Below are 21,342 nucleotides of genomic sequence, written 5' to 3'. Positions count from 1 at the left end.
ACCAGGATAGTAATCTAAATTAGTTTTTAGTGATATATACAGCACCAAACTCATATTATTAAATAACTATATTATTTTAGGAGGAAGTATGCCTAAAAATCCAAAGTCAATTATGGACTGTGATATAAGTCAGTATTGTAATAATGTAGCAAATCAATATATTTTCTTAGTATCTATATATGCAGCTATTATTTCACAAGAAATCGAAAATGATGAAGATTTAGGAATACTTGGCTCATTTCTAGTAGCTTTAGGAGAAGAATTGTCTTTAGCATCTGAGATAAGAATCGCATGTAAAGCTGAATTTAAGGAGGATACATCTGAGCCAGAAGAAATAGAAGATGTATTTGATAGAAGTATTCCTAGAAAAAGATATATAAAAAAAATAAAAAAAAGATATTCAAAAAGAAGATAGGCTATAATATATTTGATTATAATATAGCCTATCTATATCTTTAATTTTCTAAATTTGATATATCATACTTATTAAGTTTCTTTTTAAGCAAGCATCCTTGCTCTGAGCTAATAATACTATCATTTACCATTTTATCTACTGTAGAAACCCTTAGTGCTTTTTTTTCGTGTTCAAATCTATTTAACTTTCCCTTATTTAATTCAATCTTCATTTCTTCTTTTAAATATTTATTAATATTTTTTGCCTCTTCATCATTTATTATCTTATCTTTTCTCAGTGATTCGATAGATGAAGTCCAAATAAATTGAGCTCTTTTTACTTTTTGTTCTTCTACAGTATATTTATATTCCATAATAGGTTCTTTTGCGTTTATAATTCCCCCATTAATGCAAGATAAAAACATGGTTGATATTAGTAAAAAAATAATTTTATTTTTCTTTGATTTATTCATGTTAATCCCTCCAGTTACCAGTATGCATATTTATATTATGCGTAGTATTTTATTATAAAATACTAAAGATATTATCCTAATATAAGAAATTTAATAAATTATGGTATAATATTATAAATTGATATTAGAAAGGTGATACATATGACTGACAAAGTAAAAAAAGGATTTTTAGGTACTATATTAGCAGGAGCATTAGCATTAGTTGGATGTACTAAAGGCGAAGTTGATAATGAGGTAAGGACTCCTCCAAAAGAGCTTCCTATTGCTACAATCGTTGTAAAAGACTACGGAACTATTGAAGCTGAACTGTACCCTCATATAGCTCCAAATACAGTAAACAATTTTATATATTTAGCTAACAGTGGTTTTTATGATGGTCTAAAGTTTCATAGAGTAATAAAAGATTTTGTGCTTCAAGGTGGATGCCCCGAAGGAAATGGAATGGGTGGACCTGGATATTCTATTAAAGGTGAATTTACAAAAAATAAATTTATAAATGATTTAAAACATACTGAGGGTGTGCTATCTATGGCAAGAAGCCAAAGTAAGAACAGTGGTGGTAGTCAATTCTTTGTTGTAACTAAAGAATCACCACACTTAGATGAAAACTATGCTGGGTTTGGTAAGGTAATAAAAGGATTAGATATCATGCATGCTATAGAAAGTGTTGAAACTGATAATAGCGACATGCCATTTAAAGATGTTATCATAGAATCTATAAAAGTAGATACTAAAGGGGTAGAATACAAAGAACCAGAAAAGATGTAGCTATATATAATAAACCCTTAAGAATACAGATTCCTAAGGGTTTTTATTTTAATAGTATCTATATCTAGTTATTCATAGACTGAGTACATCTTCCATATCTTTTCTAGATCATCAAAGTGTTCCTTAATTTCCTCTTTTTCCTTCATACCCACAGAGATTATAAGTGCATTTGATATACTTAAAGCTGGTACTAGTGAATCAACAAAAGATGCCATATTACTTTTAACTAAAAGTACATTATCCGCAATAGATGCTACAGGTGCAAATATACTATCAGTTAATGATATTACGTGAGCTCCTTTTTCTTTTGCATAGCTTACTACTTCAAATGATTTTTTTGAATATCTTGGGAAGCTTATTGCAACGACAACATCATTTTCATTAATTCTAACTATTTGTTCAAATGCATCTCCCATATCCATTCTGATTATATGAACACTATCAAGTATTATATCTAAATAAAATCCTAAATATTGAGCTACAGTAAAGGAACTTCTCATACCTAATATGTATATTTTTCTAGCATTTAATAATTTATTTGAAGCTTCCTCAAAAGCTTTTTCATCTACTTCTTCTAGAGTCCCCCTAATATTATCTATGTCACTTTTTAAAACTTTATTAAGTATTGTTGTATCATCAGAATACTCATTTGCCATCTCTACTCTTTGTACAGTAGTAAGTCTATTCTTAATTAGTTCTTGCAGAGCATCTTGTAATTTTGGATATCCTGAATAACCTAATGCATTTGCAAATCTTACTACCGTTGACTCACTAACACCTACTGTTTCCCCTAATTTACAGGCAGTCATAAATGCAACTTTATCATAATTTGATAAAATATATTGCGCTATCAGCTTTTGCCCCTTACTTAATCTCGGGTATTGGGCTTGTATGTTTGATATTAACTGCTTACTATCCTTCATTTCTCTTGTACCGTCCATAACTATCTCCTTTTAGTGGTATCTACTATTAGTAACTTTTACTTAAAATATATTATACTATTTTTTATGATTTTCTCTCTTTTCCCCATGAGATTTATCATATAAATTTACATAATTTTTCTTTTAACTCTATCAACTACTTAATACTATTATAACACTTTATCTTACATAATTTATATATATTCTTTCTTTTTCTCTATTAAAACTAATTGTGGAGGATTGTTTATTTGATTTACAAACCCTGACTCTAAAACATTAAATTCACTTTGGTCTAAATCTTTTATAAAATCATATATACTATTTTTTTCTTCAATACCTCCAGGGTGTCCTGTATAAATAGAAATACTAATTATACCATGTGGTTTCAACAGATTTAAGCTATGTTTTATTGCTTGTATCGTTGTTTCTGGCTTTGTTATAATCATATGATCCGCTCTAGGCAAGTATCCTAAATTAAATAGTACACAAGATACTTCTTTATCTATATACTTGTCCATATTCTCATGACCATCAAGTACTAGCTTTACTCTATCTTCTAAGTTTTCTTTTTTTAGTTTTTTTTCTGTAGATTTCAATGCACTCTCTTGAACATCAAAGCTATATACAAATCCATCTTTTCCAACTTTTTGTGCAAGATACTTTGTATCGTATCCATTTCCCATAGTAGCATCTACTACAATATCTCCTTCATTTAATATATTTTCTAAATAAAGTTTATTTATGTCTGTAATTTTAGTTAAATATTTAGCTTTTATCATATTTATACTCCTACTTTATTCCTTTTAGGTACTCTACTTCTTCTTTTGTTAGATGTCTATACTTTCCTACTTCTACACCTTTAAGCCCTATATTACCCATAGCAACTCTTCTTAGTCTTAATACTGGATGATTTATAGCTCTACACATTTTTCTTACTTGTCTATTTCTACCTTCATGTATCTTTATTTCACATTTAGAGTAATTTTTCTCTCTGTTAATATCCACTATTTTTATTTTTGCAGGAGCAGTTGTATAATCCTCAATCTGAAGACCTGATTCAAAGTTTCTAGCTTCTTCTGCAGATGGAGTTCCTTTTACTAGTGCTAAGTATGTCTTATCAACTTCATGCTTTGGATGAGTTAATTTATATGTTAAGTCTCCATCATTTGTAAGGATTAAAAGTCCACTAGTTTCATAATCTAATCTTCCAATCGGATAAACACGTTCTTTTATATCACTTACAAGGTCTAATACACTTGGTCTATCAAATTGATCCTTGACAGTAGTGATATACCCTTCTGGTTTATTTAAGACAATATAAACATATTTTTCACTTAAACTTACTACTTTACCATCAACTTCAACTATATCATTTTCTTCATCTATATTAAAAGATAGCTCCTCGACTATTCTTCCATTGACTTTTACTCTTGCATCTAATATTATTTCTTCTGCCTTTCTTCTTGAGGCTATCCCACAAGAAGCTATATATTTGTTAATTCTCATAACTTCACCTTCTCTATTATTTCATAATTTTTTATTATTTAACTTATTTTTATTACATTATTATATAATAATACATATAAAGAAAAATTTAAATATTTCTATTGTATTTTAATTTAAATTTATATTATTAGGAGGCATCATGATATCAAAACAAAATATTAAATATTATATCTTTTTCGCTTTAATATCTATTTTGATTTACAAATTTATAGATAGTCCAAGTCAGTTTATTATTGGTATAGGAGGTATGACTAGTTTTTTTAGTCCTTTTTTAATTGCAATATTGATTTCATTATTAATAAATCCTCTCGTTAAGTTATTTGAAAAAAAATTTTCATTACATAGATTACTGAGCATACTTCTATCATATATATTAGTATTTTTAATTTTGACTTTAGGCTTAAAATTACTAATACCCTCTATAGTTACCACTTTAAATAGATTGATACAAGAAGTACCAAACTATATAACTATGATGAATGATTTTCTAAGTAAACATATGTCTCAGACAGAATTACTAGAATCTATAGTTCCAAATATACAAAACAACTTAAACAGTATTTTACAAAAATTAGTTGATATTCTTACAAGATTTTCAACTAATCTAGTAGTTTATATCTTTACAATTACATCTGTATTATTTAATTTAGTTATGGCTATAATTCTTTCAATCTATATGTTATTTGATAAGGAAAAGATAGCACTTGGCTGTAAAAAACTATTATACTCTATCTTACCAAAGTCAAAAGCCGATTCTACTGTTGAGTTTTTTAAAATGTCTCATGATATCTTTTATAATTATATGACTGGAAAGGTTATAGACTCGCTAATAATTGGTGTGCTTGCTTTTATTGGTTTTAAATTCATATTAAAGATAGATAATGTTTTATTTTTATCTTTTATAGTTTTTCTGACAAACATAATACCTTATTTTGGACCATTTATAGGCGCTGTTCCTCCTATAATCATGACACTTATGGAAAGTCCTATAAAAGCGCTATGGGTCGCTGTATTTGTTTTAATATTACAACAGTTAGATGGAAACTTTATTGGACCTAAGGTTATGGGAGACCAAGTAGGACTCAGTCCTCTATGGATAATCTCTGCTGTTTTGATAGGAGGAAAACTATTTAGCGTTGTCGGAGTGTTTTTATCAGTTCCTATTGCAGCTGTTATAAAAATTTCTCTTGATAAATATATTGAGAAAAAGATTTATATTAAAGATTCTAAATAGTATTTATAATAAAAAGCTGTTCTAAAGTATACTTAGAACAGCTTTTTATTATTGAATATTTCCTGATTGTCCATTTGGTACTATAGTTGCAGTTGGCGGAGTAGCTGGTGTATTTGGCGTTGTATTTTCTGGATTGTTATTCGTTGGATTATTTGCATTTTGTTCTGCTTTTTCCTGTTCTTCTTTTTCCTTGTCAGCCAGTTCTTTCTCAGCCTTTTCTGCTTCTATTTTTTGATTAGCTTCATAAGCTTCTTTTTCTGCTTTATATTTCCCATTTGCAGCTGAAACTTTTGCATTTTCTTTTCTTTCTTTTTCAGCTTTCTTTTGTTCTTCATTCAGTTTATCAAGTTCTTTTTTCTTAGCAGATGCTTCACTTTTTATGGCCGAAGATCCACCTTTTAAATCTACTATTATTTCAAGTTCTTTAATTGCCTTATCATAATTCCCTTGATCTTCATATTCTAACACATCCATCATTCTCATAGCTTGAACATACATACTCCTAGCCTCTTCATCTGAAGTATCAGCCTCTAGCGCTGATGATAGTAAAGACATTGCTTCTTTATATTCATGCTTTTCTAATGCAGCTTTTCCTTCAGCAACAAATGTATTTTCTTCTTTATTAGAAGAAGAACATCCAGTAAGAAGTATTGAAAATAATGTTATAATTAATACTATTTTTTGCTTCATTATATCCCTCCTCATTAGCATATAATAATTTTAACATAATTATTGTTTTTTTAGTAAGAAATATGCAAAATCTTATCTTTTTAAAGAGACTTTTGTAATATTATTCCCTTAAACATAAAAAAATCGCACATTTTGTGCGATTGTTTATTAACTATTTAATTCTAATTCTAACATATTTTCGTAACTTTGTTTTTTACATATTATCTTCTCTTCTCCATTATAAACAGATACCACAGCTGGTTTTGGGATTTTGTTGTAATTTGATGCCATTGAATATCCATATGCTCCAGTAGAAGTAGTTATTAGTATGTCACCAGTTTTAATATCCATAATATTAGTCTCTGTTATTAATATATCTCCACTTTCACAGCACTTTCCTGCTACTGTAACTTGATTTATATTTTTTTGACCCATTTTGTTAACTATACTACATTCATAACCAGCTTGATATAATGAAGGTCTTATATTATCTGTCATTCCACCATCTACACTTACATAAGTTCTTACATCTTTTATATCTTTTATTGATCCTATAGTGTATAACGTACTTCCTGCATTTGCGACAATTGATCTTCCTGGTTCTATAACCAAAGTTGGAATATTTATCCCAATCTTGTTACATTTTGTCTCTGCTCTTTTTATTATAGATTCACAAAACTCCTTGATACTTTTAGGCTTATCTTCTTTTGTATAATAAACACCTATTCCACCACCTAAATCTATTTCCTTGATTTCAATATTATATTCTTCCTTAATTTCTTTTACTAAATCCATCATAATATCAACTTCATCCATATATGGATCAATTTCAAATATTTGAGATCCTATATGCGCATGAAGACCAACTAACTTAATATGATTATATTCATCTAACTTTTTAATAGCATTGAATAAGTCTCCATTTACTAATGTAAATCCAAATTTAGAATCGATTTGACCTGTTTTAATATAATCATGCGTATGAGCTTCAATACCAGGTGTTATTCTAAAGTAAATTTCCTGTATAGTATTTTTTTCTTTACAAATTGATTCGATTAAATCAAGTTCATAAAAATTATCTACTACAAACTTTCCTACTCCTAATTCTATTCCCATTTTTATTTCTTCTGTTGTTTTATTATTCCCATGAAAAAATATATTTTTCATAGGAAAATTTGCCTTATGAGCAGTATATAACTCTCCCCCAGAAACTACATCTAAACATAAATTCTCTTCATTTATTATTTTGCACATATATATAGGTAAGAAAGCTTTGCCAGCATAAGCTACTTTATTTTTATTTTCTTTAACTTTAAAGTGCTTTACGTAATCTCTACAATTTTTTCTTACTAATTCTTCATCAAGTACATATAGAGGTGTTGAATACTTATTTGCAATTTCTAAAGTATTTACTCCTCCGATATGTAATATTTTATCCTCAATGGTCATACTCCCATGCAGTTTCATATTACCCCTCCTAAATATTATAAATTAAACTCTTTACATATTCTATTTATTGCTTCTTGCTTATCATCATAACTTATAGCACAAGTTATTCGAATTTCTGAAGTAGTTATCAGCTTAATTTTTATATTATTTTCTTTAAATATTTTAAATACCTTTGATGCAACACCTGCTGTGTTTTTCATACCCAACCCAACTAAAGAAAATTTCGTTATATTATCATCAATAACTAAATCTTCATCTTTCGAATACCTACTTACTATAGATTTACATTCACTTAGCTCTTCTTTAGGAATTGTAAAAGAGACACTTATTCTTTTATTTATTGGTGCAGTCTGACTAATCATATCTACACTAATACCTTTAATTGCTATATCTTCAAATAAACCACATACTTGTGTCTCACATAACTCTTTTATTGTAATAGAGACATCATCATCACTTGTGGCAATACCTGTAATAATCTTATCCTCTAATTTCATATTATTTCCCCCTCTTATATAAGTTCCGACTATATTTGAACATGTCAATCCAACATACACTTCGACATCATACTTTTGAGCTAGCTCTATACTTCTTGAGTGCATTACTTGCGCTCCCAAACTTGCTAGTTCTAGCATTTCTTCATATTCAATTTCATTAAGTTTTCTTGCATATTTATATTTTCTAGGGTCTGTGGAGTAGATTCCATCTACATCAGTATATATCTCGCATCTTGCATTTAATTTAACTGCTAAAGCTACTGCAGATGTATCTGATCCTCCTCTTCCTAAAGTTGTTATATCTCCATCATCATTAACTCCCTGAAATCCTGTAACTATAACTACTTTGCCTTGTTCTAAGCTTCTTTGTATTTTTTCTACATTAATATCATCAATATGTGACTTCCCATGTAATCCACTAGTTTGTATGTCTAATTGGTAAGCACTATAGCTTATTGAGCTGCACCCTAAAGAATCTAGTGTCATTGCTAAAAGCGATGCACTTATCATCTCACCTGTAGACATTAGTACATCTAATTCCCTCTTACTAGGTGTATCAGTAATATCTTTAGCTAATTTGATATAATCATCTGTTGTATCCCCCATAGCTGATACTACTACTACTATCTTAGAATTTTTATTCTTTCTTTTTATTATATTTTTAGCTATTAACTTTATCTTTTCAGTACTAGATACTGAACTCCCCCCATATTTTTGTACTACTATGTTCATATTATCCCCCTTGAATACATACATATTTGTATAAAAAAACGCCCAAAGGTATACTTTGAGCGTAAAAGCCTATCCAAAGTAACCTTGTAGCTCATCACTTAATATTAAGTGACAGCCTTGTGTATATTCTACACAAGTCCAGAAGACTACTTGCCAGTAAATCTTCTTCGGCAATAATTCCTTTCCTCAATTATCATAGCTTGCCAGCTTCAAATGAGTACTTTTAATTATTGCACCTCTACCCTAGGTTCGTTATTTTAATAATATAGTTTTATCATACTTTTCTAAATATTGCAATCATTTTTACTAATTAATATATTACTTCTATCTTACTTTTCTAATACATCCAGTTTTTTTGCTACTATATTTGTTGTACTAGCTTGTACTATAAGAGTTACCACTATAGTCATAAAAACAGTTGCTGAGATAATTTCATATCCTGGTACCTCCATTGATACTACAATACCAGAAAGAGCTGCAGGTATTACTCCAGTCTCTCTAACCCACATCATAAATAATTTTTCATTTTTAGTCCATGCTGCTCGTTTGTCAAATGCAGTACATATTATAACTACAATAGGTCTTGCTATTAGCATTAATATTAGTGCTATTATAAAAGAATTCATTCCATATTTTAATAATGAGTTTATATCTAAATGACTACCTAATACAATAAATATTGACATTCTAGCTATTGTCGCAATATTTTCTCTAAAATGTATACCTGATACATAGCTCTCATCTGGTACCCATAATCCAAACCTTTTCTTATTTCCATATACAAGTCCAGCTATAAATACTGACATATATCCACTTCCACCAAATCTTTCTGATACTTCGTAAGCAAAGATAACTATTATTACTGATATTATAGGAGCATACTCATAAAATATTCCAAATTTTTTATCAGATGATAAAGCTATACCTATAAGTGCAATACCTGTACCAACTAAAACACCAATAAGTATCATAAATATTAATTGAAGTGTAGTATGAGCAAGTCCAATTTTTTCAGTTAATGTGATTCCTGCTAGAACTGAAGTAAATAATATAGCTCCAAAAGCATCATTAAAAGCTGACTCACTAATAATTGTCTGTTTTAATTTATTTCTTATAGGAACTTTTCTAAATACCGGTATTAAGCTTGCAGGATCTGTAGAAGCTACGATTGCACCAAGCAGTATGCTTGTACTTATAGGTAGAGAAAATATAAAGTATGCACTTATTCCTACTATCCCTGCAGTAATAAATACACCTAAAGATGCTAATAGTCCTACACTTACCTTTACTTCATTTAAGACTTTTAACTTTACTTCTCGACCTCCTTCATAAAGTATAAAAGCAGATCCAAAAGTTAGTATAAGTTCGTTTACAATAGGAAATGCATCTATATTTACTACATTTAATATTGCTGGACCAAAGGCTACTCCACACAGTAAGTATATTACTACATCAGGTATTTTTATCTTTTCTCCTATCCATCCTCCAACTACTCCCAGCACAGAAATAGAGGCCATAATTAAAAGTAATTCATTTGCACTTATTGAGGCGGTATTCATTTCACCCATAAATTCACCTTCTCCTACGTTATTAGTTAAATTTCTATATATATCTTTTACAAATTTCAAAAAAATAAAACCCATCTTCAATGATAGGTTTTATATATGTCTAAATAATTTATTTAAACTTAAATCTATAAAGTCTATATTATGATCACTTCTCTCTCGTAATTCATTTTCGATATTAGAAGATGTGATTATTAGTACTCTGGGTGTTTGGAAAAATGGTATTGTTGAATTATTAATTTTATCATCTAAATATTTGTATTTAGATATTTTTACATTATTATCCAAATCTATGTCTACTAGTAATTGTTTAAGATCTCCATACTGATCTATATATTCAATAAATATATCATAGATATCATTATCAACCTTTGCATTTCTGTAAAATCTTCTTATCTCACATCCCCCAGCTTCAATTTTTATTACTAACTCTGATCCAATAACAACTTTAGCTAGATCCTTACCTCTATAAACTTGGCTTCCATTTAGGTAATAAACATAAGAGTTGTCTTTATACCCTCCATAGTTTATATTGCACGGATATTTTCTAAGGGTATATTCATTACACATTTTTCTCAAGGTTTTTTTAAATGGCTTTCTACCATGTCTTTTTTTAGCATTAAAAATTTTTCCCGCTTGAGTCTCTGTCATACATCTAATTCTGCTAATCACAAGCAGTATCTCTTTTTCTATCCCTACCATTATGTCTATTCTCCTTGATGTTATTTATTTATCCAGGTTGTACTATTATTATATTAATTGTATATATAAAAATTTACAGTTTATTCATAATTTGTTATAAAAAAAAATCGCATTTGTAAAATGCGATTTTTTAAACTTTATTGATTTGTAGTTTCTGTGTTCTCTGAAGTATCTTCTGACCCTTCTTCTTGAGTTTTAACTTGTTCTTGTGAAGTATTTTCTGATGTTCCTATATTTAAGTTATCAAACTCTATAAGCTCAATTAAGCCACTACTCTTAGCTTGGAATGATACTTTTACTTTATCTCCTATTGCTGTTAAAGGGATTTCTGTAGATATTTTTGAAGTCGCAGTATATATTACGCCATCTTTGGTATCTATTGTCATGTAGTAGTTAGTATTTCCACCCTTAACATCTTGACTTATTCTAGTTATAGTTCCTTCTACTGTTTCTTTTTCTGTATCATTTTCAATAGAGATTTTATTACCATTTGTAGATAATGCTTCTCTATAGTTTGCTAAAGCTTCATCTTTGTTTTCTCCAAGACCCACTAAACTGAAATCTTCAACTGATACAAATGCAACCATTTTTACAAGCCCAGCTTTATCCTTTAGAGCAGAAACATATGTAGGTTTTCCAAGTATATTGTACATTACAGGGAATGTAGCTTGATAGTTTTTCTCTTGTACTTTACCTTCTGCAGAACCCATAGCTGCAGTTTCTGTTGCACCTGGTTGTTTATATAATTTAGCTTCTTTAGTACGAGTATCTACTAAAACAAACCCTATTGTAGATTCATCTCCACCAGCAGAAGTTATTCCTGTATACCAGTATGACTTATTATCAGCACCATATACTAATGATGTACCTTCTGTTGCTACTAGCACTTCTTCTTCTGAAATAACTGAGTTTAAGAATCCTTTAACATATAATCCCCAGTCATTTATTTGATTTATTACAAAACTTTCTGGCTGTATTCTATCTATCCAATTTGGAGCATCTTTAATTGAATATCTATTAACTTTACCTGTTTGAGCATCAACTGTTGCAACTCCAATTGCATTAGCTCCACCATATCCAACTTTATGTTCATACAGTGTAGATACCCAGAAAGGTCTTCCTTCATCATTTATCTCTAATGTGAAATCAGTTACACCTGCGTCTACTATACCATTTAAGTACATATGTCTGTGTAAATCTTGATGTAAATATGCCTCTGGTTGATATACTATTTTAACAGGTTTCCCATCAATTTCTTGAACTAATCTTACATCTTGTGGGTTACTTGCAGATACCATTACATACCCACTACTACCATCAAGTGATGTTACCCATTTTATTATATCTCTATGTACAAGTGGTGCAACCCAGTATAGTTCTCCATTTACACTTTGAATATGGAACTTTCCAAGTTTAGAGACACTACCTAATGCTGGTATTTCACCTAATTTTTTATCACCTAGTTTCATTGCCATGTCTTCATCTACTATACGAATATCATTTACACTTACAGGACTTACATCTTCAGAGAACTTACTTTCTTTAACCTCTCCTATTAGACCTCTATAAGCTTTTGAGTGTATTATCGGTGTTGAACTAATAAATGGAACTACTACACTGTAAATTATTAATACCACCGCGATTGAGAAATTATATTTTGCAAGCTTTGAAGTCTTGTCGTTTCTATCTAACATCATATCAAATATTCCTGCTAGTACAAAGAATATAATTAATGTTGAAAAACTTGACAAGAAATCAAATCTAAGAACAGGCAATTTTACAAATGCGTAAATTGCAACAATTATAGCCGATAGACCATAAATTTTAATGAACCTTTTCATTATATACCCCTTTCATGGATAATTAGTTATTATTACCATTATATCCACTTTTTCATAAAAAATAAATACCCATTATACATATAATGGGTATTTTAATAAATATTTATAATATTATTATGCATTTACAGTACTTGGAATGTATGAATGCTCTGGAGAATTATATTTAGATAATAGTCCTTCGTATTCTAATACAAAATCTTCTTTATCATAGAAATCATTTGGTATTACTTCATGTGATTTTTTATCAAAAATATTTATATTACTTTTTTGCAACATATCAGCTACAAAATGAGAGCATACATACTTGTACTCCGCTTCTCTTGGCCTGTTTAATGTTAAGTAAATTAAAGCCATAGCATCATAGTCATATTCTGTTCTATTATCACTAACTACCTTTATATTTTTATATAAATTATCATATTGCGAGTCTGTAACCCCTAATGAATAAACTCTACACATTGTATTTTTTCTAATTGCATATAGACCTTCATTTATATTTTCCTCAACAAACCCCGCAAATATTGGAGTTTTTGGGTTTAATCTTCCAAAAGAATACATAGGTCTTAATTCTCTATTTAAAGCTATTGATACGTGTGCGTATGGGGTTTTACTTATATTTCTTATTAGATATGATAATGCCGTACCAGTGTAGGTAGTTATTATATATATCTTATTCATTTTAATCCCCCCTATAAAATTTTAATAAATTTAAGTATAACTATGTTAGTTTAACACAGGTTGTTTACTTTTTCAAATATTATTAGTTTTTTTACTTATATTCCTTATTTTTTATATCTGTTTCATGGATCTTATTATTAACACGATTGCCTATAATCCAAGATGCCATAATTACTATAGCAAATAAAATTATTTTAATTGGATTAGAAAAAAATGACCCTACATCCTCTCCTATATAGCTTATTAAAAGAAACATTACAAATTTTCCACAAACCATTCCAGAAATAAAACTTTTTATATCAAGCCCTACAAAACCAGATGTTATTGTAACCAAAAAATCGGGTATAAATGGACATGCATATGAAATAAAAATAGTATTAAATCCTTGTTTTTTTATAAACTCTGACATTTTCTCCGTTTGTGTAATATCTTTGTATTTTCTAAATATCTTTGCCTTTGAAAATCTATTTGCTACATAATACAAAAATACTGATGCAGCTGATGATCCTGTCCAAGAAATAATAAATCCTATCCACATTCCAAATATAAATGCATTTGCAATAATTATTGCTAAAAGTGGAATCATTGGTATAAATGTTTCTACACCAACTATTACAAATCCTGCAACCATTGCCAATAACTTGTACTCTGATATCGAATATAAAATTTGTTCCATAAAAATCATCCTAATCTAGTTAAGTATTTATGTTAATATCATAATCTTTTATAAAATCTAATAGATTATCTATTCTAACCTCTATCTCCAAAATTATTTTTCCTTTTTCTACACTCAATCTATCTATAACCAATGGATATGTATAACTCTTATCGATTATTATAGTATCTCCATCAATACTAAATGGAATTTTACTTTCATATGATTTCATTATTCGCTTTAGTATATTATTGCTTATGTTTATTTTACCCAATTTAGAATCTGTTACTTTTATATTTAGTCTATTATTTACAACCTTTGGCACAAGAGTTAGTTCAAATTGACTTTCAATAAATCCTAAAACCTCATATGGAGATGATACTTTAATATTTTTATCTTCTATCTCAATGTATGTATCTTTAAGTTCACTAATATTATATTTTTTCATAAGTGTATAAATAATATTTCTAAATTCTTTATTTGACACTTCTATATTTCCTTTTAGACCAAGTGGATTTTCTAGCAATTCACATGACTTAAGAAAATCCCCTTCTATTAAGTCTTTATACGTAATAATTTTATTATCTCTTTCTAAATATATTTTATTTGTGGGAATCAATAAATAATATAGCGCCCCTAATAGTATAAGTATAACTATTATTATAGGAACAATTATTTTAAATAGCTTTTTCATATGAACTCCTTTCCTACATCTTTTATAATTAATCATTAATAATACTTATAATAGTATCTATCATTATCATCATATTATTTAATAAAATATTAATCTATTTTTATGATTTTTCAACATAAAATCTTACATTTTGGATAATACTGTTAAACATATAAATAATTAAATCTTTATTTTTTTTCAATCTTGCATTAAAATTATTATTATGTAATATAGTATGATTTACTATATATAAAATATTTACGTGAGAGGTATCAGATATGTCAAATGAAAATAATTCGTCTAACTTTATAAAAAATATTATTATAAATGATTTAGAGACTGGAAAACATAACGGCATTATAACTCGTTTTCCGCCTGAGCCAAATGGATACTTACATATTGGTCATGCAAAAAGTATATGCCTAAACTTCGGACTTGCTAAAGAGTTTAATGGGAAAGTAAACTTAAGGTTTGATGACACTAACCCCATTAAAGAAGATGTAGAGTACGTTAACTCAATAAAAGAAGATGTAAAATGGTTAGGATTTGATTGGAACAACCTATACTTTGCATCTGAGTACTTTGATGAAATGTATAACAGAGCTGTACTTTTAATTAAAAAAGGTAAAGCCTACGTTTGTGATTTAACTCCAGACGAAATAAGAGAATATCGTGGTACATTAACAGAACCAGGAAAAGATAGCCCATACAGAAATAGATCTGTAGAAGAAAACTTAGAGATATTTGAAAAAATGAAAAATGGTGAATTTAAAGATGGAGAGAAAGTTTTAAGAGCAAAAATAGACATGTCTTCTCCTAACATAAACTTTAGAGATCCAATAATATATAGAATAGCTCATGCAACTCATCACAATACTGGTGATAAGTGGTGTATATATCCAATGTATGCATTTGCTCATCCACTAGAAGATGCAATAGAAGGAATAACTCACTCTATATGTACTCTAGAATTTGCTGATCAAAGACCACTTTATGATTGGTTCGTTGCTGAATGTGAAATGGAAAACGTACCAAGACAAATAGAGTTTGCAAGACTTAATCTTACAAATACTGTTATGAGTAAAAGAAAATTAAAGCAACTTGTAGATGAAAGGGTTACTGACGGATGGGATGATCCTCGTATGCCTACTATATCAGGTGTAAGACGTAGAGGATATACTTCAGAATCTATACGTAACTTCTGTCAAGAAATAGGTGTGGCTAAAGCTGATTCTAAAGTAGATAGCCAACTTTTAGACCACTTCTTAAGAGAAGATTTGCAGCCAAAAGCTCCATTAGCTATGGGTATTTTAAAACCATTAAAATTAGTCATAACTAACTACCCAGAAGATCAATCTGAAATGTTAGAAATAGAAAATAATACTAAAGATGAAACTAAAGGTACTAGATTAGTTCCATTCTCTAGAGAATTATACATAGAACAAGAAGACTTTATGGAAGATCCTATAAAGAAATACTTTAGACTATTCCCAGGTAATGAGGTTCGTTTAAAAGGTGCTTATTTTGTAAAATGTAATGATATTATAAAAGATGAAAATGGAAATGTAGTTGAAGTACAATGTACTTATGATCCAGAAACTAAGAGTGGTTCAGGATTTACTGGACGTAAAGTAAAAGCAACTATACACTGGGTTGATGCAAAAACTGCAGTCCCTTGTGAATTTAGATTGTTTGATCCATTAATCTTAGATGATGCTCCTGAAAACGAAGGAAAGCACTTCTTAGAACAAATAAATCCAGGCTCTATTGAGATACTTCAAGGCTTTGCTGAATCAGTTCAAATTAAAGATGCTAAGCCTTTAGATAAATTCCAATTTGTAAGAAATGGATTCTTCAGTGTAGATACTAAATACACTACAGATGAAAAATTAGTGTTTAATAGAATAGTTCCACTAAAAAGTTCTTTTAAACCTTCAAAGTAATAAAAAATGCTTTATCAACAATCTTAATTGACTTGCTGATAAAGCATTCTTTAGTTTCTAATCCATAAATCCTAGTATTTCTATTCCATCCTTAATACATTCTATTTCTAGAGGAAAGTCAGGTCCTTTTTCTCCATCTATATCTGTAACTAATCCATCACAGCATTCTATTTTTATTTTTTTAGTTTTAAAATACAATAGTTCATCTTCATTTGAGTTATCTAAATGTTCACCTTTTAAAAGATTTATAAGTAGTGGTATAGACCTTGGTATTGGCATAACTTTGAATATTATAACATCTAAGTATCCATCATCTAGTTCTGCCTTGTATGCTAAATTAATATTTCCTGCTGTTTTACCGTTGAAAACTAACATTAGATACATATTTCCGTTATAATTACACTCCTCTGAAGATACATTAATTTTAAATTCTCTTAGGTGAAGTGCCTCCTCAATACCTTTTATATAATAAGATACTTTTCCAATCGAATTTTTCAAATCTGGATTTATTCTTTGAGATACATCTGTAAACATGCCCGCACTTGCCACATTTACAAAATATCTATCGTTGATTTTTCCTATATCTATTTTCTTAGGAACAGAATTTATTATTTTTTCTATACCTTCTTCTATTTCAAAAGTCATATTTAATGCTTTAGAAAAATCATTTGCAGTACCTGTAGGCAATATTCCAATTGGTATATTAATACCTGCAAGTATCATGCTATTTAAGACCCTGTCTATAGTCCCATCTCCACCTGCGATAATTATATGGTCATATGTACTATCTATATCCTCAAAAGCCTTGTCACTACTTTCATCACTACTTATTCTAAAAGGTATTAATGTATAGTCATGTTTTTGATATATTTGAATTATATTATCTAATTTGCCTGATATTTTCTTTTCCCCTGAATTTGGATTATATATAAGTTTTACTTTTTTCATATTCCCTCCCTTATGCTTTAATCTTCCTTTGAAGTTATATATAGTATGTTCTAATAGTAAAATCTTATTTATTTATTAATCCATTGATAGTAGATTTTAATATCCGAAGTTTTCATTTAAAAATATAACGTGCATTCTATTAGCAGTCTTTTGTCTTTTTATTAAAGTATACTCACAACATATTCTAGTAGGACTTTGACAATCCATACAGTATCCTGTAACTTCACATGGTGTATTTGTACTTAGTCTCTTAGCATTAGCTGGTGCACATAAGTATTTATTTCTTTCTATAGCTTCTTCAACATTTGCTACTATTTTATTAACCCCTGCAACAACAATTACTTTTTCAGGTCCATAAAGCATTGCCGCTACTCTATTTCCATTACCATCAACATTGTAAAGTTCTCCATTTTCTGTAATTGCATTACTACTAGTAAAGTAAACATCTGATAATAATGACTTCTTAAAAATATCTTTAACTTCTTCAGGAGTTAAATTAGGCTCATATCTATCTAAGAATTTAAATCTTCCACTTCTCAAGTAATCTATTACCTTTGTTTCAAATAATGTCATTGAGCCTCCACAAGCAACTGTATCTCCATCTTTTAATACCTTTTCAATTCGTTCAAATAGTTCTTCACTATTATTAACTAGATAGCCCTTCATATTATTTTTTTCTAATGACTTGATTGTTCTCTCTATCTTTTTTTCATTAACCCACATTACATTAGTATCCATCATAATCTCTCCTCACTCTACTATTATTATCTATATTATTATAATATTATTTTACCATACCCAATATTTATATTATATGCTATTTTTTAACACTAAGTAATTTATCCAAGTATACGGATTTTAGTTGATCACTTGTCATTAGCTTTTTTGCTGGTGATAATTTTAATATTGATGAAAGAATTGCTGCCATAGCTCTATGACTACTTAAAGCTTCATTATCAAATATAAGATTTTGTAATTGACCTTTTTCTATAGCCATAAGTACAGCTCTATAAACAGAACTTGAAGGTGTTATAATTTTTTCTTTTCTTTTCAATAAAATTATACTATTTTTATGGCAGTTTCTTACACATACTCCACATCCCAAACATCTTTCCTCATCAACTTTTATTACAACATAATCATCCTTCAATACTTTATTTATTGCACCTATCGGACAAGCTTTAATGCATTGTTCACATTTAACACATGTGTTAGAATCAATATTTGGAATAAAACTTATTGTCTGAACTGGATGCATATTCCCAAACTTTTTAGCTGCAAGCATAGCCTCACAACAACATCCACAACAATTGCAAATAAAATTCACTCCCTCTCTAACATTTTCACCACATTGAACTAAGTTACTTTCATATGCTTGATGAAGTAATTCTTTACACTCTGATGCATCTATTCTTTTTGCAAAGTCATATTTAATTAATGAGTTGGCTGTGTTATTAAACGTCATACATATATCCATAGGAGCATCACAAGCTAGTCCTATGTGTTCTATCTTATGTCTCCAATAGCACATGCTATTACCTACACTCCAAATTTCAGCTGCTGTTTTAACTCTAAATACTTTTATAGGATTTTTTTACATTTATATCCGACATATATATCATCCTCCTTGATATTTATAAATATCTGATCCTATTTTTTAATATATATGCTAAATATTCCCACTTAGATAAGTATTTTTTTTAATACGCAAAAAAACTACCTTAAGTATGCATATTAAGGTAGTTTTTTCTCTTACTTAAACTTTTTCATTAAATTTTCTATTGGCATTAATCTATCTAAATAGTACCATTTGCATTCTTCTCCTAGAAGATTTGCATATTGACTTTTCTTATCATAGTTATCTGATTTTTTCGTAAAGAACTTAAATTCTTTTTTACCCAGTTTATTTTTAATTGTTTCAAACTTTAATTCATTAGTAAACTTATAGTCTAAATAACCATAAATTTGAACTTCTTTAATATCATATATATCTTTGATCAAATGTCTTTTTACATTATCTTTTTTATCTAGTATTTGAGCGTTTAAGTGAACTCCAACATAATAGTTATGTTTGTTTTTAGAAGTAAATTCTTCCTTAGGTATTATTAATCTAGTATGGATATCCTTATCTAGTGCCACTTTTATATCAATTTTATTTTTTTGTAGTACATCGCTACTTATATTTTCTTTAGCTAAATAATTTAAAAATCCACATTCAGCTACTTTATTTGCAAACACTCTTTGCATTGCTATTTCTTTTTGAAGCTCTATATTTTTTATCTCCTTAGGAACTAATTTAGAATAGTCTTTATTCTTATTTATATATTCTTGAGCATACTCCTTACATCTATCTAATTGGTCCTGACTTACATTTACCTTCTTTGTAATTAAATTATCAAACCTATGTTTTATAAGCCTGTTTTTAACAAAAATTTCATGTTTATTATTAATATTTATATACTTCACTGTATTTCTCCTTTATATATCTATAAGTTGATATTCTTATATTACTATTTTATTAGAAAAAAATAAAGAAATAAATAATTTAACATTTATTGGACAGGCTCATTACACACTTAAGTACTATATAATTATATAAAAAATATTTAAGGAGGTCTTATGTCTAGAAATCCTACTTATTTATCTAGTCTTGCACTACTGTGCATGGGAATTTTGTTATTTAACGAACATGCTTATTTAGTATTTGTGTGTGCTTTAATATTTGTACTACTTTTTATAGTATCAGTAATTCATTCGCTTGTACTGAGATCTAAAAATCTAAAAAAAGTATCTTCGTCATTAAACTTTAAGCTAAAAGAATCTCATGAATTTTGGAAGATAGCTTTAGTATTTCAAATTATATTTCTTATTTACTCTGTAAAAACCTATATAAATGAATTTTTATCACTTATCGGCAAATCTAATTTGAATTTACTATATAATTACATTAGTTTTACAACTATAGAAAATAAATTAATATTTCTAGTAATATTTATTTTAATTTTAATCTTTATTGGATGCACCATATTCGATTTTATTCATTTAACAGAAGTATTTGAAGAAGGTATTTTATTTAGAGATGGTATACTAGTAAACTGGAATGATATTATTGAATGTTCGTATAGAGATTCATTTTATTCAAATTCGCAAGTTTTATTCATTACTCATATGGCTGATTATAAAATTACTGAAGAGATAATACTCTCAAGAAAAGATTTTACAAAATTTAAAAATGAGTTTTTAAATAGAACTAACTTGGAAATTACTCATTGCAAATACTAAATAGTATTCTTCTTTATAGCTATTGAATCCTCGGTAATCGTAGCTTGGGTTTCATATATAATATGTACATATATGAAACCCAAGGTTCTATTACCATATATTTCTTTTATTCTAAACGGCCTCTGCCATAGTGGTAAAATTATTCATTAAAGTTCCACTCATAATAAAACTCATCTAAAAATGTTTCCATAAATTTATGCCTTCTATTAGCTATTTCATTTGCTGATTCTGTATTCATATTATCTTTTAACTTCAATAACTTCTCATAAAAATGATTAATAGTGTGATTTGGAGCATTTTTAACTTCATCTAGAGAAGAAAACTCCATTGGTTTAATATCAGGGTCATATATTTGGTTATTCTTATATCCTCCATATGCAAAAGTTCTTGCAATTCCAATAGCTCCTATTGCAT

Annotated in this window: 23 protein-coding genes and 1 riboswitch; of the genes, 5 read left to right on the top strand and 18 right to left on the bottom strand. The window is 28.5% G+C overall.

The window, feature by feature from the left end; genetic code table 11:
• Nucleotides 1–88 precede the first annotated feature (88 nt).
• A complete protein-coding gene (locus tag CHL78_RS06755; RefSeq protein ID WP_094369641.1) occupies nt 89–415 on the top strand; it encodes a hypothetical protein in 327 nt (108 codons plus the stop codon).
• A gap of 40 nt (nt 416–455) precedes the next feature.
• Here the strand turns inward: CHL78_RS06755 and CHL78_RS06750 are convergent, their stop codons facing one another.
• Nucleotides 456–866 (bottom strand): hypothetical protein, encoded by a 411-nt coding sequence (locus tag CHL78_RS06750; protein ID WP_094369640.1) that lies wholly within the window; start codon nt 864–866, stop codon nt 456–458.
• A 141-nt stretch (nt 867–1,007) separates the two neighbouring features.
• On the opposite strand from CHL78_RS06750, the gene CHL78_RS06745 reads away from it, so the two are divergent.
• Nucleotides 1,008–1,634 carry a peptidylprolyl isomerase gene (locus CHL78_RS06745; protein ID WP_094369639.1) on the top strand — a complete coding sequence of 209 codons (627 nt, stop codon included), beginning with the start codon at nt 1,008–1,010 and terminating at the stop codon, nt 1,632–1,634.
• A 68-nt stretch (nt 1,635–1,702) separates the two neighbouring features.
• Here the strand turns inward: CHL78_RS06745 and CHL78_RS06740 are convergent, their stop codons facing one another.
• The 3 genes from CHL78_RS06740 to CHL78_RS06730 form a co-directional block, all read right to left on the bottom strand.
• Entirely contained in the window at nt 1,703–2,575 is an 873-nt protein-coding gene (locus CHL78_RS06740) for a MurR/RpiR family transcriptional regulator (RefSeq protein WP_094369638.1), read from the bottom strand.
• A gap of 173 nt (nt 2,576–2,748) precedes the next feature.
• A complete protein-coding gene (locus tag CHL78_RS06735) occupies nt 2,749–3,333 on the bottom strand; it encodes a tRNA (mnm(5)s(2)U34)-methyltransferase (RefSeq protein WP_094369637.1) in 585 nt (194 codons plus the stop codon).
• A gap of 10 nt (nt 3,334–3,343) precedes the next feature.
• On the bottom strand, nt 3,344–4,060 hold the full coding sequence (locus tag CHL78_RS06730) for a pseudouridine synthase (protein WP_094369636.1): 717 nt from the start codon (nt 4,058–4,060) through the stop codon (nt 3,344–3,346).
• Between the two features lie 139 nt (nt 4,061–4,199).
• Between CHL78_RS06730 and CHL78_RS06725 the strand changes: the two genes are divergently transcribed.
• On the top strand, nt 4,200–5,294 hold the full coding sequence (locus CHL78_RS06725; protein ID WP_094369635.1) for an AI-2E family transporter: 1,095 nt from the start codon (nt 4,200–4,202) through the stop codon (nt 5,292–5,294).
• Nucleotides 5,295–5,342: 48 nt separating this feature from the next.
• Here CHL78_RS06725 and CHL78_RS06720 read toward each other — a convergent pair whose 3' ends face one another.
• From CHL78_RS06720 to CHL78_RS06680, 9 genes are all read right to left on the bottom strand, one after another.
• The gene (locus CHL78_RS06720) at nt 5,343–5,984 is read right to left on the bottom strand and encodes a hypothetical protein (protein WP_094369634.1); all 642 of its coding nucleotides are present in this window, start codon (nt 5,982–5,984) and stop codon (nt 5,343–5,345) included.
• Nucleotides 5,985–6,131: 147 nt separating this feature from the next.
• Entirely contained in the window at nt 6,132–7,430 is a 1,299-nt protein-coding gene (gene lysA / locus CHL78_RS06715) for a diaminopimelate decarboxylase (RefSeq protein ID WP_094369633.1), read from the bottom strand.
• A 17-nt stretch (nt 7,431–7,447) separates the two neighbouring features.
• Complete coding sequence (locus CHL78_RS06710) at nt 7,448–8,641, bottom strand: aspartate kinase (protein WP_094369632.1); 1,194 nt, start codon at nt 8,639–8,641, stop codon at nt 7,448–7,450.
• A gap of 79 nt (nt 8,642–8,720) precedes the next feature.
• Nucleotides 8,721–8,890: riboswitch (Lysine riboswitch) on the bottom strand.
• Between the two features lie 80 nt (nt 8,891–8,970).
• Nucleotides 8,971–10,269, bottom strand: a complete 1,299-nt coding sequence (locus CHL78_RS06705; protein WP_330408592.1) for a cation:proton antiporter — start codon at nt 10,267–10,269, stop codon at nt 8,971–8,973.
• Between the two features lie 30 nt (nt 10,270–10,299).
• Nucleotides 10,300–10,908 carry a hypothetical protein gene (locus CHL78_RS06700; protein WP_094369631.1) on the bottom strand — a complete coding sequence of 203 codons (609 nt, stop codon included), beginning with the start codon at nt 10,906–10,908 and terminating at the stop codon, nt 10,300–10,302.
• A gap of 137 nt (nt 10,909–11,045) precedes the next feature.
• Complete coding sequence (locus CHL78_RS06695) at nt 11,046–12,749, bottom strand: hypothetical protein (protein ID WP_094369630.1); 1,704 nt, start codon at nt 12,747–12,749, stop codon at nt 11,046–11,048.
• A gap of 114 nt (nt 12,750–12,863) precedes the next feature.
• Nucleotides 12,864–13,427, bottom strand: coding sequence for a hypothetical protein (locus CHL78_RS06690; protein WP_094369629.1), 564 nt, complete (start codon nt 13,425–13,427; stop codon nt 12,864–12,866).
• A gap of 91 nt (nt 13,428–13,518) precedes the next feature.
• Entirely contained in the window at nt 13,519–14,103 is a 585-nt protein-coding gene (locus CHL78_RS06685; protein WP_158540649.1) for a TVP38/TMEM64 family protein, read from the bottom strand.
• Nucleotides 14,104–14,122: 19 nt separating this feature from the next.
• Complete coding sequence (locus tag CHL78_RS06680) at nt 14,123–14,776, bottom strand: hypothetical protein (RefSeq protein ID WP_094369627.1); 654 nt, start codon at nt 14,774–14,776, stop codon at nt 14,123–14,125.
• 257 nt (nt 14,777–15,033) lie between these two features.
• Here CHL78_RS06680 and CHL78_RS06675 point away from each other — a divergent pair, with 257 nt between their 5' ends.
• Nucleotides 15,034–16,698, top strand: coding sequence for a glutamine--tRNA ligase/YqeY domain fusion protein (locus tag CHL78_RS06675; RefSeq protein WP_094369626.1), 1,665 nt, complete (start codon nt 15,034–15,036; stop codon nt 16,696–16,698).
• A gap of 57 nt (nt 16,699–16,755) precedes the next feature.
• Here the strand turns inward: CHL78_RS06675 and CHL78_RS06670 are convergent, their stop codons facing one another.
• The 4 genes from CHL78_RS06670 to CHL78_RS06655 form a co-directional block, all read right to left on the bottom strand.
• Nucleotides 16,756–17,646, bottom strand: coding sequence for a YegS/Rv2252/BmrU family lipid kinase (locus CHL78_RS06670; protein WP_094369625.1), 891 nt, complete (start codon nt 17,644–17,646; stop codon nt 16,756–16,758).
• A gap of 96 nt (nt 17,647–17,742) precedes the next feature.
• A complete protein-coding gene (locus CHL78_RS06665; protein WP_094369624.1) occupies nt 17,743–18,384 on the bottom strand; it encodes a lactate utilization protein in 642 nt (213 codons plus the stop codon).
• Between the two features lie 79 nt (nt 18,385–18,463).
• The gene (locus tag CHL78_RS06660; protein ID WP_094369623.1) at nt 18,464–19,177 is read right to left on the bottom strand and encodes a 4Fe-4S dicluster domain-containing protein; all 714 of its coding nucleotides are present in this window, start codon (nt 19,175–19,177) and stop codon (nt 18,464–18,466) included.
• Between the two features lie 221 nt (nt 19,178–19,398).
• On the bottom strand, nt 19,399–20,112 hold the full coding sequence (locus CHL78_RS06655; RefSeq protein ID WP_094369622.1) for a hypothetical protein: 714 nt from the start codon (nt 20,110–20,112) through the stop codon (nt 19,399–19,401).
• A 153-nt stretch (nt 20,113–20,265) separates the two neighbouring features.
• Between CHL78_RS06655 and CHL78_RS06650 the strand changes: the two genes are divergently transcribed.
• Complete coding sequence (locus CHL78_RS06650; RefSeq protein WP_094369621.1) at nt 20,266–20,928, top strand: hypothetical protein; 663 nt, start codon at nt 20,266–20,268, stop codon at nt 20,926–20,928.
• A gap of 139 nt (nt 20,929–21,067) precedes the next feature.
• On the opposite strand, the gene CHL78_RS06645 is transcribed toward CHL78_RS06650, so the two are convergent.
• A partial coding sequence (locus CHL78_RS06645) for an HD domain-containing protein (RefSeq protein ID WP_408638599.1) occupies nt 21,068–21,342 on the bottom strand: 275 nt, incomplete at its 5' end.

The sequence above is a fragment of the Romboutsia weinsteinii genome (assembly GCF_002250835.2).
Classification (GTDB): domain Bacteria; phylum Bacillota; class Clostridia; order Peptostreptococcales; family Peptostreptococcaceae; genus Romboutsia_A; species Romboutsia_A weinsteinii.
This window is presented reverse-complemented; position numbering and strand designations above follow the sequence as displayed.

Coding starts and splice junctions, on each gene's coding strand:
- CHL78_RS06755 (WP_094369641.1), top strand. CDS start 89: ATGCCTAAAAATCCAAAGTCAATTATGGACTGTGATATAAGTCAGTAT.
- CHL78_RS06750 (WP_094369640.1), bottom strand. CDS start 866: ATGAATAAATCAAAGAAAAATAAAATTATTTTTTTACTAATATCAACC.
- CHL78_RS06745 (WP_094369639.1), top strand. CDS start 1,008: ATGACTGACAAAGTAAAAAAAGGATTTTTAGGTACTATATTAGCAGGA.
- CHL78_RS06740 (WP_094369638.1), bottom strand. CDS start 2,575: ATGGACGGTACAAGAGAAATGAAGGATAGTAAGCAGTTAATATCAAAC.
- CHL78_RS06735 (WP_094369637.1), bottom strand. CDS start 3,333: ATGATAAAAGCTAAATATTTAACTAAAATTACAGACATAAATAAACTT.
- CHL78_RS06730 (WP_094369636.1), bottom strand. CDS start 4,060: ATGAGAATTAACAAATATATAGCTTCTTGTGGGATAGCCTCAAGAAGA.
- CHL78_RS06725 (WP_094369635.1), top strand. CDS start 4,200: ATGATATCAAAACAAAATATTAAATATTATATCTTTTTCGCTTTAATA.
- CHL78_RS06720 (WP_094369634.1), bottom strand. CDS start 5,984: ATGAAGCAAAAAATAGTATTAATTATAACATTATTTTCAATACTTCTT.
- lysA (WP_094369633.1), bottom strand. CDS start 7,430: ATGAAACTGCATGGGAGTATGACCATTGAGGATAAAATATTACATATC.
- CHL78_RS06710 (WP_094369632.1), bottom strand. CDS start 8,641: ATGAACATAGTAGTACAAAAATATGGGGGGAGTTCAGTATCTAGTACT.
- CHL78_RS06700 (WP_094369631.1), bottom strand. CDS start 10,908: ATGGTAGGGATAGAAAAAGAGATACTGCTTGTGATTAGCAGAATTAGA.
- CHL78_RS06695 (WP_094369630.1), bottom strand. CDS start 12,749: ATGAAAAGGTTCATTAAAATTTATGGTCTATCGGCTATAATTGTTGCA.
- CHL78_RS06690 (WP_094369629.1), bottom strand. CDS start 13,427: ATGAATAAGATATATATAATAACTACCTACACTGGTACGGCATTATCA.
- CHL78_RS06685 (WP_158540649.1), bottom strand. CDS start 14,103: ATGGAACAAATTTTATATTCGATATCAGAGTACAAGTTATTGGCAATG.
- CHL78_RS06680 (WP_094369627.1), bottom strand. CDS start 14,776: ATGAAAAAGCTATTTAAAATAATTGTTCCTATAATAATAGTTATACTT.
- CHL78_RS06675 (WP_094369626.1), top strand. CDS start 15,034: ATGTCAAATGAAAATAATTCGTCTAACTTTATAAAAAATATTATTATA.
- CHL78_RS06670 (WP_094369625.1), bottom strand. CDS start 17,646: ATGAAAAAAGTAAAACTTATATATAATCCAAATTCAGGGGAAAAGAAA.
- CHL78_RS06665 (WP_094369624.1), bottom strand. CDS start 18,384: ATGGATACTAATGTAATGTGGGTTAATGAAAAAAAGATAGAGAGAACA.
- CHL78_RS06660 (WP_094369623.1), bottom strand. CDS start 19,177: ATGTGCTATTGGAGACATAAGATAGAACACATAGGACTAGCTTGTGAT.
- CHL78_RS06650 (WP_094369621.1), top strand. CDS start 20,266: ATGTCTAGAAATCCTACTTATTTATCTAGTCTTGCACTACTGTGCATG.